We start from the raw sequence: 17,781 nt of genomic DNA on the forward strand, positions 1-17,781 counted from the left end.
ATAGACGTCTGAACGGCTTAATCAGAACTTTTGAGGATCGAGGCAATGTCGCAATACCATACCTTCACCCCCGGCGATGCCGTGGCATACGCACAACAATTTGGCGGCATCGATGACCCGTCGGAGCTGGTGTCCGCGCAGGAAGTGGGGGACGGTAACCTCAACCTGGTCTTTAAGATTTATGATACTCACGGCGTGAGCCGCGTTGTCGTGAAGCAGGCCCTGCCCTACGTTCGCTGCGTAGGGGAATCCTGGCCGCTGACCCTCGACCGCGCTCGTCTCGAGGCGCAAACCCTGGTGGCGCACTACCAGCACGCTCCGCAGCACACGGTGAAAATCCACCACTTCGACCCCGAGCTGGCGGTGATGGTGATGGAGGATCTTTCCGATCATCGTATCTGGCGCGGCGAGCTGATTAACAACGTTTACTATCCGCAGGCCGCCAGCCAGCTGGGAGAATATCTGGCCCAGGCGCTGTTTCATACCAGTGATTTCTACCTCCATCCGCATGAGAAAAAGGCTCAGGTCGCCCGGTTTATCAATCCGGAGATGTGCGAAATCACCGAAGACCTGTTTTTCAACGACCCGTACCAGGTTCACGAACGCAATAACTACCCGGCCGAACTGGAAGCTGAAGTGGCCGCCCTGCGTGACGACGCGTCGCTCAGGCTGGCAGTCGCATCGCTGAAACATCGCTTCTTCTCGCATGCCGAAGCATTGCTACACGGCGATATTCACAGCGGTTCCATTTTTGTTGCCGAGGACAGTTTTAAAGCCATCGATGCGGAGTTCGGTTATTTCGGCCCGATAGGTTTTGATATCGGTACCGCCATCGGCAACCTGCTGCTGAACTACTGCGGCCTGCCGGGGCATCTGGGCATTCGCGATGCGGCCGCGGCTCGCGAACAGCGTCTGCACGATATTCAGTCGCTGTGGAATACGTTTGCCGAACGCTTCCAGTCTCTGGCAGCGGAGAAAACGCGCGATGCGGCGCTGGCCTACCCCGGCTATGCCTGCGCGTTCCTGAAAAAAGTCTGGAACGACGCGATTGGCTTCTGCGGCACCGAGCTGATTCGCCGTAGCATCGGCCTGTCCCACGTCGCCGATATAGAGACGATTCAGGATGAGGCCATGCGCCACGAATGCCTGCGCCACGCGATCGCCCTGGGTAAAGCGCTGATTGTGATTGCTGACCGTATCGATAGCGTCGAAGAGCTGGTGGCGCGAGTGCGCCAGTACAGCTAAGTGCGGCCTGTATGCCGGGTGGCGGCTTACGCCTTACCCGGCCTACGGTCCTGATGCCTTATCCGACAACAGTACTGATGCTTTATCCGACACATCGTCCTGACGCCTTACCCCGCCTACACTCCTGATGCCTTATCCGGCATATCGTCCTGACGCCTTACCCCGCCTACGCTCCTGACGCCTTATCCGACACATCGTCATGACGCCTTATCCGGCCTACACTCCTGATGCCTTATCCGGCATATCGTCCTGACGCCTTACCCCGCCTACGCTCCTGATGCCTTATCCGGCATATCGTCCGGGGTTTTGTAGGCCGGGTAAGCGCAGCGCCACCCGGCAAAAAACCTACCCGAGATACTCAATCACCGACAACCCGCCGTTGTAATCCGTGCTGTAGATAATCCCCTGCGCATCGACAAACACATCGCAGGACTGAATGACCTGCGGGCGACCCGGACGGGTATCCATCATTTTTGCCGGCGCGGCCGGGACCAGCGCCCCGGTCTCCACCGGGCGATAAGGGTTGGAAATATCGTAGGCGCGAACGCCCGCATTCTGGTAAGTGGCAAAAATCAGCGTTGAGCTGATAAAGCTGCCGGGGCGATTCTCATGCAGATTATGCGGACCAAAGTGCGCCCCTTTCGCCACGTAGTCGGCTTCATCCGGCTGCGGGAATGTGGCGATACTCACCGGGTTTGTCGGTTCGCGGATATCAAAAAGCCAGATCAGCTTCTCGCCATCCTGCTGATTATCAAGCACCGCTTCATCCAGCACGACCAGCAGATTTCTGTCCGGCAGCGGCAGCGCCGTATGGGTTCCGCCGCCAAACGGCGGGCTCCAGTTACGATGGCTAATCAGCTTCGGCTGAGTTCTGTCCTTCACGTCGAGCAGCGTCAGGCCACCGTCGCGCCAACTGCCGTAAGCGGTGTCCCCGGAGATAATGGCGTGATGCAACGCGTAGCGCTTGCCCTGCGGCCAGTCCGCCGTCTCCCCTGCCGCCAGGTTCATTCCAGGCAACCACCAGCGTCCGGCCACTTCCGGCTTGCGCGGATCCGCCAGATCGATAGTCAGGAAGATATAATCGCTAAAACCGTCAATCAGCGCGGAAACGTAGGCCCAACGCCCGCCAACGTACCAGATCCGATGAATGCCGATACCGCTGAGTGACAAAAAGCCAATCTCGCGCGGATGCTCCGGACGTGAAATATCAAAAATCCGCAGCCCGGCGCTCCAGCCCTTATCCTGCACGTCGCTCACCGTTTCACCCACCGAACGCGTGTAGTAAACCTTCTCGTCGGCAAAACGGGTGTCGGCAAACAGATCGCGGGCATTAATAACCAGCAGCAGATCATCATGCGCCTGCAAATGCACGTTCCAGGTCCCCGGCGGCGCGGCAATGTAGTTTACCGCTTGCGGACGCGCCGGATCGCGCACATCCACCACCGAAAAACCCTGCGACACCATATGGCCGATATACGCAAAGCCACGGTGCACCATGAGCTGGACGCCGTCCGGGCGTCCTCCCTGATCGCTATGCCCAATCAGCCGCATATTGCGGCTGTAGTCGGGGCGCGGTAATTCAATCACCTTGAGCTCCTTTTGCCGGATGGTGGCGGCGCCTTATCCGACCTGCCAGACCACAGACCCGGTAAGCGCAGCGCCAGCGGGCGTTACTTGTTTTTTGCTTCCAGCGTGGCGAACCACGGGGCGATAAAGTCTTCCGTCTGGCCCCAGCCCGGAATGATTTTACCCAGCGAGGCAACGTTAACTGCCCCCGGCTGCGCCGCCAGCAGCGCCTGCGGAATAGCCGCCGCTTTGAAGTCATAGGTTGCAGGGGTCGGTTCACCGGCAATCTTATTGGCGATCAGGCGCACGTTAGTGGCGCCGATAAGCTTCGGATCCACCGCCACGCTCACCTTCCACGGGCTGCCGGATTCACGCATCAGCTGCAGATCCTGGTTAGAAATATCAATGCTGTAGAGTTTGATTTCGCTGCGACCGTTCTCCTTCAGCGCTTTATAGGCTCCCTGGCTGAACGCATCCCAGGTTCCCCAAATCGCATCGATCTTGCCTTTCGGGTATTTAGCCAGAATCGCACCCACTTTATTGGCGGTATCGCCCTGCACGTCGGACGAGACGGCGCCAATCGACTCCAGCTCTTTAATCCCCGGGTTTTGCTTAAGCAGCGTCTGGTAAGCGGCCTGGCGGCGCTCCATCGGCGGGAAGCCGGCGACCCACAGTTTGATGATGTTGGCTTTGCCGTTGAAGTCTTTCACCAGTTGGCCAAAGGAGAGCTCGGTCAGCGAAGCATCGTCCTGCTGGGTGACGGTGACGCCCGGGATCTCACCGTTGACCGCCGTATCGAATACGGCGACTTTAATTCCGGCATCCACCGCTTTTTTCACCAGCGCGGTCGAGTACGGATCGCGTCCCTGGGAGAGAATAATGCCGTCGTATTTCTGGCTAATCGCCTGGTTAACGAAGTCCTGGAATTTGGCATCATCGCCGTTGCTCAGGAAGGTGCTGATTTTAAAACCGAGCTTTTTACCCTCCTGGATGGCCCCGGAGACAAACTGGGTGGTGTTATCGTCGGATCCAAGATTGCGGATCACCGCGATACGAATCGGGCCGCTATGTTCGGCAATCGCCGCCGGGATCGGCGTCGGGGTTTCAGCAAAGGCCGCCGCAGAGTTGAACAACCCCAATGCGATGAGTGAAAGCGTTATCTTTTTCATGGTGTTTACCCTGTAAAATGTTATGTGCGGCGCTGAAAGTAGGTCAGTGCGAGCGCGCCAGCCAGCACCAGCCCTTTAATAATGTCCATGGCGTAGTACGGCACCGACAGCATCACCAGGCCGTTGGAGAGCACGCCAAGAATCACCGCCCCCACCAGCGTCCCCAGCGCGTTCGGTTTGCCGGAACCCGCCAGCGAAAAGCCAATCCACGCCGCCGCCACCGCATCCATCAGGTAGCCGCTGCCGGCATTAACCTGCGAGGAACCGATGCGCGAGGCCAGTAAAATGCCGCCCAGTCCGGCCAGCAGCGAGGCGATAACATAGGCCGCCACTTTATAGCGGGTGATGCGCAGCCCCGAGAGCCGTGCGGCCTCTGGGTTTCCGCCGATGGCGTACATTCTCCGCCCGTGCGTGGTGAACGAGAGCGCCAGCTGGGCCACCACGGTCACCACCAGCATCACGATCACAATCGTAGGCACCTGTCCCAGCGAACCGAAGGCGGCCGGAATCACGCCTTCCGCCATGTCACCGCTCGGCAATACCATGTTCTCGGTAATCGAGCCGCCGTAGCTGTAGGTCATTGCCACGCCCTGAATCACAAACAGGCTGGCGAGGGTGGCCAGCATGTCGGGAATGCGCAGTACGACAATCAAAAAAGCGTTGAACAGCCCCACCAGCGTACAGAGCGCCAGGGTGACAAGGATCGCCTCGGTAGTGCCGAAGCCGTGCCAGACAAACAGCGAAATCACCAGCGCGTTTGCCAGTGAAGCCGTGGACCCCACCGACAGGTCAAAGCCGCCAATGGTCAACGAAACAGAGACGCCAATCGCAATCACCGTCACGATAGCGATGGAGCGCAAAATGTTGATGATGTTGAACGGGTCGAGGAAGTTGTCCGAGGCGAGGCCAAAAACGGCAATCAGCGCCACCACGGTCAGCAACATGCCCCATTTATAAAGAAAATCAAAAAATCGCTGACGACCCGATGCCGTCGCGTTAACTGCCAGGGCCTTACTCACGCTGCTGCTCCTCCGGTGGAGTAATAAAGAAGTGTCTCTTCCCGGGCCTCAGCGCCCGGAATTTCTGCGACGATACGGCCGTCCCACAACACGCAAATGCGATCGCACAATCCCACCAGCTCAGAGAATTCGCCCGAGGCATAGATAATCCCCTTCCCGTCTCGCGCCAGGCCGTCGATCAAGGTGAACAGGTCGGTTTTGGCTTTCACATCGACGCCCTTGGTCGGCTCGTCGAATATCAAGACGTTGGCGTTGCCGCGCAGCCATTTGCCGATCGCCACTTTCTGCTGGTTACCGCCGGAAAGCCGGCGCAGGGTCTGGGCCGGGCCGGTGGTACGAATCCCGATCCGGGCGATCACCTCTTCCGCCCAGCGCCACGCCTGGCGATGGCCGAACAGGCTCCAGCGCGAAAAGCTGTTATCGGCGCTGACCGCCAGGTTCATGCCGATCGGTTCTTCGATAAAAATGCCCTCTTTGCGTCGCTCTTCCGGCACCAGCGCCAGCCCGCGCAGCACGGAATCTGCCGGGTCGCGAGGCCGCCACGGCTGGCTGTTCAACTCCCCGCGCGTCAGGCGGCTTTTGCTGGCGCCAAACAGCGCTTTGCACAGTTCAGTTTTTCCCGCGCCGGCCAGGCCGGCGATACCAAGAATTTCGCCTTTGCGCAGACGCAGCGAAATATCCTGCAGCAGCCCCTCATCGTGCAGACCGTCAACCTGTAACAGAATCTCTTCGCCGTGCGGCGGACGTTGCGGCGGGAAGATATCGCTCAGCTCATGGCCGAGCATCTTCTCGACGATCTGCTCGCCGCTCAGATCGTTCATCGGGCTGCTTTCAATCAGCTTGCCGTCGCGCAATACCGTCAGGGTGTCGCAAATAGCCTTCAGCTCATGAATACGGTGGGAGATGAACACCACGCCGATCCCCTGCTGTTGCAGGCGGCGCACCACCGTAAACAGGCGCTCACTTTCATGCTGATCCAACGGCGCGGTGGGTTCATCCAGAATCAAAAACCGGCAATGGTGCGACAGCGCGCGGGCCAGCAGAATCTGCTGTTTCTCCGCCAGGGTACAGCTGTCGATGGAGCGACGCACATCGAGCGTAATATCCAGCTGGGCCAGGGCCTCGCGCGCCTGCTCGCGCACTGCGCGCCAGCTAAAGCCCAGCCCCGGCTCCGCCAGACGATCCAGCATAATGTTTTCCGCAATGGACAGGCCGGGCACCAGCGCCACATCGACCTCCTGCTGCACCAGATGAATGCCCAGCTGTTTCGCATCCCGCGGCGAACGAACGCTCACCTGCTGATTATTGATGACAATCTCGCCCTCATAATGGGCGTGCGTTCCGCACAGCACCGCCATCAGCGTCGATTTCCCCGCCCCGTTAGCACCGGTCAGCGCGTGTACCGACCCTCCCCGCAGGGTGAACGCCACATTGCTCAGCGCCCTGAAACCGGAAAAGGCCAGATTAATGTTGTTCATCTCAAGACGATTCGCTGTCATCCGCCGGGACCTTTACGATTAATATTCTGATTTAACGAATTTTTCACAGCCGACCTTGACTGACAACTGCGTAAAAGGCATAAGATAAAACGAAATAATATTAGCCATCCGGATGTCCAGACATAACATCAGGTTAGCGAAACGAAATAAGGACAGCGTTCATGAGCAACAGCGATATCCGCGTGGTACCCGGCCCGGCTAACTATTTTTCCCATAACGGCAGCCTTGCCCACCTGCACGATTTTTACAGCGACGAGCAGCTTGCCCGCGCCATCTGGATCTACGGCGAGCGCGCCATCGCCGGTGCGCAGCCCTTCCTGCCGGAGGCGTTTCATGCCGTCGGCGCCAAAAAAGTGCTGTTTAGCGGGCACTGCAGCGAAAGCGACGTCGTGCAGCTGGTCGCGGAAGCCGGAGATGACCGCGCCGTGGTGATTGGCGTCGGCGGCGGCGCGCTGCTGGATACCGCCAAGGCGGTGGCCCGGCGGCTGGGTCTGCCGGTGGTGGCCATCCCGACCATCGCCGCCACCTGCGCCGCGTGGACCCCGCTGTCGGTGTGGTACAACGACGCCGGGCAGGCGCTGCATTTTGAAATCTTTGATGACGCCAACTTCCTGGTGCTGGTGGAACCGCAAATCATCCTTAACGCGCCGGCGGAATATCTGCTGGCGGGAATCGGCGATACGCTGGCGAAATGGTATGAAGCAGTGGTGCTGGCACCGCAGCCGGAAACGCTGCCGCTGACCGTGCGTCTGGGGATTAACGGCGCGCTGGCCATTCGCGACGTTCTGCTGCAAAGCAGTGAAACCGCGCTGGCGGATCAACAGCGCGGCGAACTGTCGCAGGCGTTCCGCGATGTGACGGATGCCATTATCGCCGGCGGCGGGATGGTCGGCGGCTTAGGTGAGCGCTATACCCGCGTCGCCGCCGCCCATGCGGTGCATAACGGCCTGACGATCCTGCCGCAGACTGATAAATTCCTTCATGGCACCAAGGTTGCCTACGGCATTCTGGTGCAAAGCGCCCTGCTGGGTCAGGACGACGTGCTGGCCCAGTTGATCAACGCCTGGCAGCGTTTCAACCTGCCCACCACCCTGGCGGAACTTGACGTGGATATCCACAACCGCGACGAACTGGAGCGGGTCATTGCCCATACCCTGCGTCCGGTGGAGTCGATCCACTTCCTGCCGGTGGAACTGACGCCGCAAAGCCTGGCCGCCGCGTTTGAGAAAGTGGAAAACTTCCGCAGACAGGTGCATTGACGGACAGGAATCTCGCTCTATACCTAATGATGCATCTCCCACTCACAGTACGAGGTCATCATGCAGATCGAGTTAACGGGTAAAAGAGCGTTGGTTACCGGCGCCAGTCGCGGAATTGGCCGCGCCATTGCGCTGTCGCTGGCGCAGGCGGGCGCCGATGTGGTTATCACTTATGAAAAATCCGCCGATAAAGCACAGGCGGTTGCCGACGAGATTGTGGCACTCGGCCGCCGCGGCGCGGCGATTCAGGCCGACAGCGCGAACGCCCAGGCGATTCAGCAGGCCGTCTCGCGCACGGTCGAGACCCTGGGTGGGCTGGATATTCTGGTAAATAACGCCGGGATTGCCCGCGGCGGCCCGCTGGAGTCGCTGTCGCTGGAAGATATCGACGCGCTGATCAACGTCAATATCCGTGGCGTGGTGATCGCCATCCAGGCAGCGCTGCCGCATCTACCCGCAGGAGGGCGCATTATTAATATCGGCAGTTGCCTCGCCAACCGCGTCGCCTCGCCGGGCATCGCGGTCTACGCCATGACCAAATCTGCGCTCAACTCTCTGACCCGTGGCCTCGCCCGCGATCTCGGGCCGCGCGGTATTACCGTAAACCTGGTGCATCCCGGGCCGACCGATAGCGATATGAACCCGGCGAACGGGGAACAGGCCGATTCGCAGCGTCAGCTTATTGCCGTCGGACATTACGGTCAGCCGGATGACGTTGCCGCCGCAGTGACCTTTCTGGCCAGCCCGGCGGCCGGACAAATCTCCGGCACCGGTCTGGATGTTGATGGGGGACTTAATGCCTGAAGGAAGGGCTTAACAACATTTCGCGCCGCCTTTTCCGCCGTAGCGTGCATCCTGTCGCTCGCGGAAGAACTCTTCATAGGTCATCGGCGTTTGCTCAGGATGCGTCTGGCGAATATGCTCGACATAATTATCGTAATCGGGCACGCCAATCATCATTTTCGCCGCCTGACCCAGATACTTCCCGGCTTTCGAAAGGGTATCAAACATAGTGCTCTCTCATGGTCCCCCTTTCCGGCATGCGGAAAGGGGGTGGGGTTTAATGTGCGCGCTTCGCCTGAGCCGCCATCGGCTGTGCAGCGGTAGGTAACGCCTCATAAGGCGTCTCTTTCGCCGTCGGTTTGTCCTCTTTCAACGCCGCCAGCGCGGTTTTGATGGAGAAGAACGCCAGCACCACCACGACCACCATAAAGAAGATGGTTAATCCCGCATCCAGCCGGTTGTTAAAGACCAGCTGCGCCAGCTGTGATTCGGTGTACTGGGCAGGAATATTGCCGCTATCGATCATCGCCTGGAACTTATTGGCAATCGCCAGGAAGCCGACTTTGGTATCCGGACTGAACGACTTTTGCCAGCCGGCGGTCAGGGTACAAATCAACAGCCAGGCCGTCGGCAGCAGCGCGACCCAGGCATAGCGTTCGCGCTTCATTTTAAACAGTACCACCGCACACAGCATCAATGCCATCCCCGCCAGCATCTGGTTAGCGATACCAAACAGCGGCCACAGCGTGTTAATGCCGCCGAGCGGGTCAACAACCCCTTGATGCAGGAAGTATCCCCATGCCAGCACGCAAAGCCCGGTTGCCAGCAGGTTGGCCGGCAGCGAGTTGGTTTTCTTCAGGCCCGGGCTGAGCACGCCCAGTAAATCCTGCAGCATAAAGCGCGCCGCACGGGTGCCCGCATCTACCGCCGTCAGGATGAACAGGGCTTCAAACAGAATGGCGAAGTGGTACCAGAAGGCGACATCCATCAGACCGCCCAACGAGCCGTGCAGGATGTAGGCCATCCCCACCGCCAGCGTCGGTGCGCCGCCGGCTCGCGAGATGATCGACTGCTCACCCACTTCGCTGGCTATCTGGCGCAGCGTGTCCGGCGTAATGCTAAAGCCCCAGCTGCTGACCACCTGCGCGGCAGAGGCCACCACATCGGTGGTGCCAGCCGGCGCCAGCACCGCCATCGGGCTGTTCATCGCAAAGTAGACGCCCGGATCGATAACGCAGGCCGCCACCAGCGCCATGATGGCGACAAAGGACTCCATCAGCATACCGCCATAGCCGATAAAGCAGGCCTGGCCCTCATTCGCCAGCATCTTAGGCGTGGTTCCGGATGAAATCAGCGCATGGAAGCCGGAGACCGCACCGCAGGCGATGGTAATAAACAGGAACGGGAACATGCTGCCGGACCACACCGGGCCGGTGCCGTCAATAAATTTGGTCAGCGCCGGCATGGTCAGCGTCGGGCGCATAATCAGAATACCAATCGCCAGCCCGACGATGGTGCCGATTTTCAGGAAGGTCGACAGGTAATCACGCGGCGCCAGCAGCAGCCACACCGGAAGAACGGCGGCAATAAAACCATAGCCCACCAGAATCCAGGTCAGCTGTACGCCGGTATAATCAAACCACGGCGCCCAGGTCGGGCTTTCCGCCACCCATCCACCGGAAACAATCGCGAACACCAGCATCACCAGGCCAATCACCGACACTTCGCCGATGCGTCCCGGACGCAGGTAGCGAATGTAGATCCCCATAAAGATCGCCAGCGGAATAGTGAAGGCCACGGTATAGGTGCCCCACGGGCTGTGGGTCAACGCTTTCACCACAATCATCGCCAGTACGGCGAGGATAATCACCATAATCATAAAGCAGGCCACCAGCGCCAGCACTCCGGCGGTTGGCCCCATCTCTTCTTTCACCAGCTCACCGAGAGAACGCCCGTCGCGGCGCGTAGAGACGAACAGCACCATAAAGTCCTGCACCGCGCCGGCCAGCACCACCCCGGCGAGGATCCAGATCATCCCCGGCAGATAGCCCATCTGCGCCGCCAGCACCGGTCCTACCAGCGGCCCCGCACCGGCAATCGCCGCAAAATGATGACCGAACAGCACTTTTTTATCGGTCGGGACATAATCAAGGCCGTCGTTATGCCGTACGGCGGGGGTCATGCGCGTCGGGTCAACCGCCAGCACATTTTTGGCGATGTAGAGACCGTAGAAACGATAGGCGATCAGATAAATGCAGACTGCCGCGACGACAATCCATAACGCATTAATCTGTTCACCTCGGTTTAAGGCGATGTAGCCGAGGGCAAAGGCTCCGACAACCGAGAGCAATGTCCAGATGAGGTATTTCCCTGAATGATTCATCGTTGCGTTCCACCGGTAAGGTAATCAGGATGTTACATTTTGTTTCTAGAACACAACGCCGGGTTTAACAACATTGAAACCGTACAGATGTCGTACAAAGACAGGGATTTATCTCACATTGCTAGCGAGATCACTTCTGGGGGGAAAATGGAATGTATCGTCAGCAAGAAAGCGCTACATGATACGTGGTCAGACAACCCCCGGATCGCGGCGTAAACGCCTGCACCAGGCAACCTTACCGCACCGGCCCGTCGCCCGGCTAAGCATAGCGCCAGCCGGGAGCAGAGCGCCTCAGCCGAGGACCGCGGTCCCCAGTCCCGTAGCCCCGGTAAGCGCAGCGCCACCGGGGAGTCGGCCGCAGAGTATTGCCACACGGAGGCCGCTCCCGGAGATGAAATATTGTGCATTCCCCAGGCGACAAAACCACAGACGGTTGTTAATCCGTAGCCCGGCTAAGGCGTTCACGCCGCCAGCCGGGAAAGCAGAGAGCATAGCCCGGGTCCCGTAGCCCCGGTAAGCGCAGCGCCACCGGGGAGTCGGCCGCAGAGTATTGCCACACGAAGGACGCTCCCGGAGATGAAATATTGCGCCTCCCGGGCGACAAAACCACAGACGGTTGTTAATCCGTAGCCCGGCTAAGGCGTTCACGCCGCCAGCCGGGAAAGCAGGGAGCTTAGCCCGGGTCCCGTAGCCCCGGTAAGCACAGCGCCACCGGGGAGTCGGCCGCAGAGTATTGCCACACGGAGGCCGCTCCCGGAGATGGAATATTGCGCCTCCCGGGCGACAAAATCACAGACGGTTGTTAATCCGTAACCGGCTAAGGCGTTCACGCCGCCAGCCGGGAGCAGAGCGCCTCAGCCGAGGACCGCGGTCCCCAGGCGGCAGGTACAGCAGCGGCGGCCCCGCTCGTCAAACACCGCAATCTCCCAGCTCTGGTTCTGACGCCCGAGGTGCAGAGGGCGACACTCGCCGCGCACGCGACCGCTCGAGACCGCCCGATGGTGGGTTGCATTCAGCTCGGTCCCCACCACGCACTGCCCCTCTTCGGTCATCAGCCAGCCGGCCATCGACCCCAGCGTCTCCGCCAGCGCCGCGGAGGCGCCGCCGTGCAGCAGACCAAACGGTTGATGAGTACGCGCATCAACCGGCATACTCGCCTCCAGCAGCCCTTCTTCCAGTCGGGTGTAGACAATCCCCAGGTGAGCAACCATCGTATTCTCGCTGGTGGCATTAAGCGCCTCCAGCGTCAACTGACGTTTCCAGGCCATTTACGCCCCCAGCGTCGAGCCGCCGTCCACCACGATATCCTGCAGCGTGATATGACTGGCGTGATCGGAAGCGAGGAACAGAATCGTGCTGGCAATCTCCTGCGGACGCGCAATTTTACCCAGCGGGATCCCGAGCTTAAACTGCTCGCCGAAACCGCGGATACGGCGCTGCTCGGCATCCTCACTCACCCACAGCGTGCGTTGCATATCGGTGTCGGTGGAGCCCGGCGAAACCAGGTTGCAGCGTACGCCGCTGCCCGCCAGCTCGAGGCCCACGGTCAGCGCCAGACTTTTCAGCGCCGCCTTTGAGGCGCCGTAGGCGCTCATGCCGATGCGCGGCGTATGCGCGGCATCGGAGGCAACGGTGACAATGGCCCCGCCCTGCTGGCGACGGAACTGGCCCATCGTCTGCTGGAACAGGTTAAACGCGCCGCCGACGTTGACGGCGAAAGTCTGCTGCCATGCCTCCAGACTCAGCTCATCGGTCGCGCCCATGCGCAGAATCCCCGCGGCGTTAACCAGCACATCCAGCCGATCGATGCCTTTCAGCAGATGCCCGCACACCTCGGCCACCTGCTGCGCATTGGCAACATCCAGGGTGTGGGTGGCAAACGGATAGTCATCGCCCTCAAAAGCGAGATCGAAACCGCTCACCCGGGCGCCGGCTTCAACAAACGCCAGCGCCGTTGCATAACCAATCCCTTTACCGGCGCCGGTGACCCAAACGGTTTGCCCCTGAAAATCCAGCGCGGCCATTATTTCACCTCACGGGAGAGCAGCGCCCACCAGGCGTCAATGGTCGGGTTTTTCGCCAGCATCACGAAGTCAATATCGCCGTGCACTTTGCGCCAGCGGGCGGCCAGCGCCATCATACGTACCGAGTCCAGACCGTAGTCGATCAGATTTTCGTCATCCATAGGCTCGTCGGATTCATCGAGCAGCGGCAGCACCAGCGCACGCAGCGCCGTTTTTGATGCCGGCAGCGGCAGCAGCTCTTCGGTCATCACTACGCGGCCACTACGACCGGCAACATATTTCAGCGACATCAGATGTTCTTCACGGCTAAAGTCAGCCAGCGCATCGGCGACGAAGAACGGCTTAATATCGCGCATAAAGGCGTCGGTAGCGGTAGTCATACAGCCGATATGGGCATAGACGCCGGTGATAATCAGCTGATCGCGGCCGCTCTCTTTGAGCATCTCTTCCAGCGGCGAGCGGTGAAACGCACTGTAGCGCCACTTCACCAGTACGGTGTCGTGTTCATCCGGCGCCAGCGCGGCAATCACGCGCTGCTGCTCCGGCGAACGGGTCAGGCCCGGCCCCCACATATCATTAAGCAGGGCGCGATCTTCATCGCTTTGCTCTTTCGGTTGCGCGGTGTAAAACACCGGAATGTTATTCTGTTTGCAGAAATCACGCAGCGCGGCAATATTGGCAACGACTTTCGCCATCATAGCGCTGTCTTCGCCCCAGAAGTTGAGGAAATATTCCTGCATATCGTGGATCAGCAGCGCAGCGCGGGATGGCTCAAAAGCCCAGTTCACTTTGTTCGCCGGGATGTCGCTGGCTTCCGGCAGCGTGTAAGCCTGTAATTTCGGGATGGCCATTCTCTCTTCTCCTTCAGCCCGGCTCGCGTGAAGCCAGCCACTGGCGTAATTGTTTTTTATCGACTTTGCCCACCGGCGTCAGCGGCAGCGCATCCAGGCACTCCACACGGTCCGGCAGTTTAAATTCCGCGACGCCCTGTTCGCGCAGGAAACGGCGTACCGCTACCGCACGCAGCGGCTCTTTCACCACCAGATACGCGCAGCTTTTCTCGCCCAGCAGGCTATCTTCCATGCTGACCAGCGCGGCATGGATCACCGCCGGATGGCGCAGCAGCAGGTTTTCAACTTCCTCCGCCGCGATCTTCTCGCCGCCGCGGTTGATCTGATCTTTTTCACGCCCCTGCACGGTGATGTACCCGTCTTCGTCGATCGAGATCAGATCGCCGGAACAGTAAAAACCGTCGGCATCAAACGCTTCGGCGTTATGCTGTGGACTTTTGTAGTAGCCGCGGAAGGTGTATGGACCCCGGGTCATCAGACGTCCCACCTCGCCACGTGGTAGCGGGTTGCCGTCGGCATCTGCCACCCAGACCTCATCGTCCGGGCACATCGGGCAACCCTGGGTATTGATGATGCGCTCCGGGCTGTCGTTGAGGCGGGTGTAGTTCACCAGCCCTTCCGCCATGCCGAAGACCTGCTGAAGCTGGCAGCCAATCTCCGCCGGAATCCGCGCCGCCAGCGTTGCCGACAGGCGCGCGCCGCCAACCTGCAGCAGCGTCAGCGAACGCAGCTGCGCATTCCCGGCCCCTTCGCGGATCGCCTGTAGCCACAGGCTGACCGCCGGCGGTACCAGTGAAGCGACGTTAATCTGATGTTGTTCAATCAGCGGGAAGCAGAGCGTCGCGCTCGGATCGGCGGCCAGAATCACCCGACCACCGGCGAGGAACACGCCGAGGGAACCCGGCGAGCTCATCGCGTAGTTGTGGGCGGCGGGCAGCGCGTTGAGGTAGCGAGTTTCCGCGCTGATGCCGCAAATTTCGTTACTGCGACGGATGCTGTAGTCGTAGTCGTTATGGGTGCGAGGTATCAGCTTCGGCGTCCCGGTACTGCCGCCGGAGAGCTGGAAAAAGGCCACTTCATCGGCAGGTGTCGGATTCGCGATAAAGTTCTCCGCCGGCCGCGCGATCGCCGCCGCCAGATCGTATTCACCGCAATCGTTGCGCAGCAGCACAACCCGTACTGACGCATGCTGCTCAACAAAGCCATTCAGGAAATGATCATCGGCAAACAGCGCATGCTCGCGATCGGCAATCAGCAGCGCGGGCTCAATTTGCGTCGCGTAGGCATTCAGCTCGCTGCGCTGATGGCTGAACAACGCATTCACCGGCGCCACCCCGATACGCAGCAGCGCAAACAGGGTGATGTAGAATTCGGCGACGTTGCCCAGCTGCACCAGCGCGGTTTCACCGCGCTTCAGCCCCAGACGCTGGAGCGACGAGGCCAGGTTATCCACCTGCTGATTGAACTGACGATAGCTGTGCTGCTTATCACCGTCGATAATGGCGATGGCGTCGCTGTCGGCGTGACGGGTAATCAGGTTGGTTAGCGGCAAATCCTGCCAGTAGCCCTTTTCGCGGTAGCGGGCGGCAAAACTTTCCGGCCAGCGGTTAAATGCAATCATCATTGCCTCTTAATTCAAGCCAAACACATTCAGCATGGTCGTCAGTTTGACGCCGGTTTCACGCCACTCTCCCAGCGGAGAGGAGGCCGGAACAATCCCCGCGCCGGCAAACAGACGCAGCGTACGCTGATGCAGGCGAGCGCAGCGAATCGTCACCACCCATTCGCCGTTACCTTCGTCATCGCACCAGCCAACAATGCCGCCAAACAGCTGGCGGTCGAACGGTTCAAGCTCGGCAATCAGTCGTTTCGCCACCTGATGTGGGAAACCGCTCAGAGCCGGGGTCGGATGCAGCAGGCAGGCCAGCGACATCGCGTTCTCCTGCGCCAGCGCGGTACCTTCAATCGGCGTCGCCAGGTGCCATAGCGTTGGCGTGGTGACCAGCTGTGGGGAATCCGGCAGCGACAGTTCACGGCAGCGCGGCGTCAGCACCGCCTTCATCGCCTGGGTCACCAGTTCGTGCTCGTGGCGATCTTTTCCGGAAGCCAGTAGCTTGTTACCCGCTTCGCGATCCAGTACGTCATCCGGCTGGCGGCGGGCCGAGCCGGCCAGCGGCAGGGAGCTGAAATGATCGCCCTCTTTGCGCAGCAGCAGCTCCGGGCTGGCGCCCAGCAGCACGCCGCCGTCGGAGAGCGGCACGTGGAAGTTAAAGCTGGCAGGGTTCTGCGCGATCAGGCGCTCGAGCAGCGCGCCGCTGTCCACGCGCTCGCGGGTGGTAATATCGATCAGGCGTGACAGGACAACCTTGTCCACTTCCGGCGTCGCGGTCAGCCCGGCGGCCCGCTCAACCATCGCCATAAACGCATCCTGTTGAGGAATCTCCTGACGCTCCACGACATCCATTGGCGTCTGGGCGGTAAAGTAGCGCGCCGACTGCTGTTTACCGGTGCGGGAGAAATTCTCCCAGTTCTCTGGAATAAACAGTTCGGAAGGCTGGTTGGTATCAAACGGGATAGCGCCGACCATCACCGGCTTACGGATCCCGGCAGCCTTCGCGTCAGTGAACGCGGCCGCCATATTCCGCTGAAACTCCCCATCGAGCAGCGCGCCATCGGCGGCAGAGTGGGAAAAACGGCTAAAACAGCCCGCGGTACGAAAACTGCGGTACGGCGACATAAAGAAGAAGCTTTCCGGCAACAGGGTCATTTTTTGTTCCTGTACATCCTCGGCCAGTGACGTTTCCATATCATCCTCCAAAAACGATAAAGATATTACGAATAATTATCATTTATATTTTGGTTGGCTAACCTAAAAGGTATTGCCTGCCATGTCAACCGTACAAACGGCATGTTGTGCGACTTAGGCTTGCATCCGCGCACGACAAAGTTGAAAATGAGACGCATTTATCCCAACTGAATCAGGATGCGAATTCGTGAATTTGTCCACATTATGTCGCCGTACCCTGCTGGCCTGCGGGCTGGTGCTTTTAGGAATTACCTCAGCTCTGGCAGCCGACTGGCCTCGTCAGGTGACCGATAGCCGCGGCGCACATACGCTGGAAAGCAAACCCCTGCGCATCGTCTCCACCAGTGTCACCCTCACCGGATCCTTACTGGCGATTGACGCGCCGGTGGTCGCCAGCGGCGCAACCACGCCGAACAACCGCGTGGCCGACGATCGGGGATTTCTACGTCAGTGGAGCGCCGTCGCGAAAGAACGTAAGCTCGCGCGCCTGTACATCGGCGAACCCAGCGCCGAGGCCGTAGCCGCACAAATGCCGGATCTGATTCTGATTAGCGCTACCGGCGGGGATTCCGCCCTCGCGCTGTATGACCAGCTCTCCACCATCGCTCCAACGCTTATCATTAATTACGATGACAAAAGCTGGCAGGCGCTGTTGACCGAACTGGGGCACATCACCGGCCAGGAAAAGCAGGCGACCGCGCGTATTGCTGAGTTTGATAAGCAGCTCGCCACCCTGAAGCAACAGATGAAACTCCCGCCGCAGCCGGTCAGCGCGCTGGTCTATACCGCCGCCGCCCACAGCGCCAACCTGTGGACGCCGGAATCCGCTCAAGGTCAGATGCTTGAACAGCTGGGCTTTAAACTGGCGACCTTACCCGCCGGTCTGCATGCCAGCCAGAGCCAGGGGAAACGCCATGACATTATCCAGCTGGGCGGCGAAAATTTAGCCGCAGGCCTCAATGGCAACAGCCTGTTCCTGTTCGCCGGTGACGGAAAAGATGCCGATGCGATTTACGCCAACCCACTGCTGGCGCACCTCCCGGCGGTAGAGAACAAACGCGTCTATCCGCTCGGTACAGAAACATTCCGTCTCGATTACTACAGCGCCATGCTGGTACTGCAGCGTCTCGCCACCCTCTTCGGCTAACCTTCATGCCCGGCAGGCGCTGCGCCCTGC

General features: G+C 59.8%; 15 protein-coding genes. 4 read left to right on the forward strand and 11 right to left on the reverse strand.

The features are described 5' to 3' along the window. Nucleotides 1-45: 45 nt before the first annotated feature. A complete protein-coding gene (mtnK, locus tag AC007G_RS02045; RefSeq protein WP_032688932.1) occupies nt 46-1,245 on the forward strand; it encodes an S-methyl-5-thioribose kinase in 1,200 nt (399 codons plus the stop codon). 345 nt (nt 1,246-1,590) lie between these two features. Here the strand turns inward: mtnK and AC007G_RS02050 are convergent, their stop codons facing one another. The 4 genes from AC007G_RS02050 to AC007G_RS02065 all read right to left on the reverse strand — a co-directional run bounded on the left by AC007G_RS02050 (nt 1,591) and on the right by AC007G_RS02065 (nt 6,498). Beyond that, nucleotides 1,591-2,832 (reverse strand): LVIVD repeat-containing protein, encoded by a 1,242-nt coding sequence (locus AC007G_RS02050; RefSeq protein ID WP_131064032.1) that lies wholly within the window; start codon nt 2,830-2,832, stop codon nt 1,591-1,593. 83 nt (nt 2,833-2,915) lie between these two features. Further along, nucleotides 2,916-3,980, reverse strand: a complete 1,065-nt coding sequence (locus tag AC007G_RS02055) for a sugar ABC transporter substrate-binding protein (protein ID WP_032688934.1) — start codon at nt 3,978-3,980, stop codon at nt 2,916-2,918. A 20-nt stretch (nt 3,981-4,000) separates the two neighbouring features. Continuing rightward, a complete protein-coding gene (locus AC007G_RS02060) occupies nt 4,001-4,999 on the reverse strand; it encodes an ABC transporter permease (RefSeq protein ID WP_032688935.1) in 999 nt (332 codons plus the stop codon). Then, on the reverse strand, nt 4,996-6,498 hold the full coding sequence (locus AC007G_RS02065; protein WP_479466530.1) for a sugar ABC transporter ATP-binding protein: 1,503 nt from the start codon (nt 6,496-6,498) through the stop codon (nt 4,996-4,998). The genes AC007G_RS02060 and AC007G_RS02065 overlap by 4 nt, the downstream gene beginning before the upstream one ends. 161 nt (nt 6,499-6,659) lie before the next feature. On the opposite strand from AC007G_RS02065, the gene AC007G_RS02070 reads away from it, so the two are divergent. Together AC007G_RS02070 and AC007G_RS02075 are read left to right on the forward strand one after the other, a co-directional pair. Further along, complete coding sequence (locus AC007G_RS02070) at nt 6,660-7,757, forward strand: oxidoreductase (protein ID WP_142630184.1); 1,098 nt, start codon at nt 6,660-6,662, stop codon at nt 7,755-7,757. Between the two features lie 60 nt (nt 7,758-7,817). Continuing rightward, nucleotides 7,818-8,561, forward strand: a complete 744-nt coding sequence (locus AC007G_RS02075; protein WP_049268203.1) for an SDR family NAD(P)-dependent oxidoreductase — start codon at nt 7,818-7,820, stop codon at nt 8,559-8,561. Nucleotides 8,562-8,570: 9 nt separating this feature from the next. Here the strand turns inward: AC007G_RS02075 and AC007G_RS02080 are convergent, their stop codons facing one another. The 7 genes from AC007G_RS02080 to entC form a co-directional block, all read right to left on the reverse strand. Next, nucleotides 8,571-8,768: a YbdD/YjiX family protein gene (locus tag AC007G_RS02080; protein ID WP_032688939.1), complete on the reverse strand. Its 198-nt coding sequence runs from the start codon at nt 8,766-8,768 to the stop codon at nt 8,571-8,573. A gap of 49 nt (nt 8,769-8,817) precedes the next feature. Continuing rightward, on the reverse strand, nt 8,818-10,923 hold the full coding sequence (cstA, locus tag AC007G_RS02085; protein ID WP_032688941.1) for a pyruvate/proton symporter CstA: 2,106 nt from the start codon (nt 10,921-10,923) through the stop codon (nt 8,818-8,820). An 854-nt stretch (nt 10,924-11,777) separates the two neighbouring features. Then, nucleotides 11,778-12,191 (reverse strand): proofreading thioesterase EntH, encoded by a 414-nt coding sequence (gene entH / locus AC007G_RS02090; RefSeq protein ID WP_032688942.1) that lies wholly within the window; start codon nt 12,189-12,191, stop codon nt 11,778-11,780. After that, complete coding sequence (entA, locus tag AC007G_RS02095; protein ID WP_032688943.1) at nt 12,192-12,947, reverse strand: 2,3-dihydro-2,3-dihydroxybenzoate dehydrogenase EntA; 756 nt, start codon at nt 12,945-12,947, stop codon at nt 12,192-12,194. Next, nucleotides 12,947-13,798, reverse strand: a complete 852-nt coding sequence (gene entB, locus AC007G_RS02100) for an enterobactin biosynthesis bifunctional isochorismatase/aryl carrier protein EntB (RefSeq protein ID WP_032688945.1) — start codon at nt 13,796-13,798, stop codon at nt 12,947-12,949. Before entB ends, entA begins: the two co-directional genes overlap by 1 nt. 13 nt (nt 13,799-13,811) lie before the next feature. Further along, entirely contained in the window at nt 13,812-15,419 is a 1,608-nt protein-coding gene (entE, locus tag AC007G_RS02105; protein ID WP_032700594.1) for a (2,3-dihydroxybenzoyl)adenylate synthase EntE, read from the reverse strand. Between the two features lie 9 nt (nt 15,420-15,428). Then, nucleotides 15,429-16,604 carry an isochorismate synthase EntC gene (gene entC, locus AC007G_RS02110; RefSeq protein ID WP_142630186.1) on the reverse strand — a complete coding sequence of 392 codons (1,176 nt, stop codon included), beginning with the start codon at nt 16,602-16,604 and terminating at the stop codon, nt 15,429-15,431. A gap of 187 nt (nt 16,605-16,791) precedes the next feature. Here entC and fepB point away from each other — a divergent pair, with 187 nt between their 5' ends. Further along, nucleotides 16,792-17,751 carry a Fe2+-enterobactin ABC transporter substrate-binding protein gene (fepB, locus tag AC007G_RS02115; protein WP_032688949.1) on the forward strand — a complete coding sequence of 320 codons (960 nt, stop codon included), beginning with the start codon at nt 16,792-16,794 and terminating at the stop codon, nt 17,749-17,751. The last annotated feature ends 30 nt before the right edge of the window (nt 17,752-17,781 follow it).

This window comes from Klebsiella sp. CSG-1 (assembly GCF_056521145.1).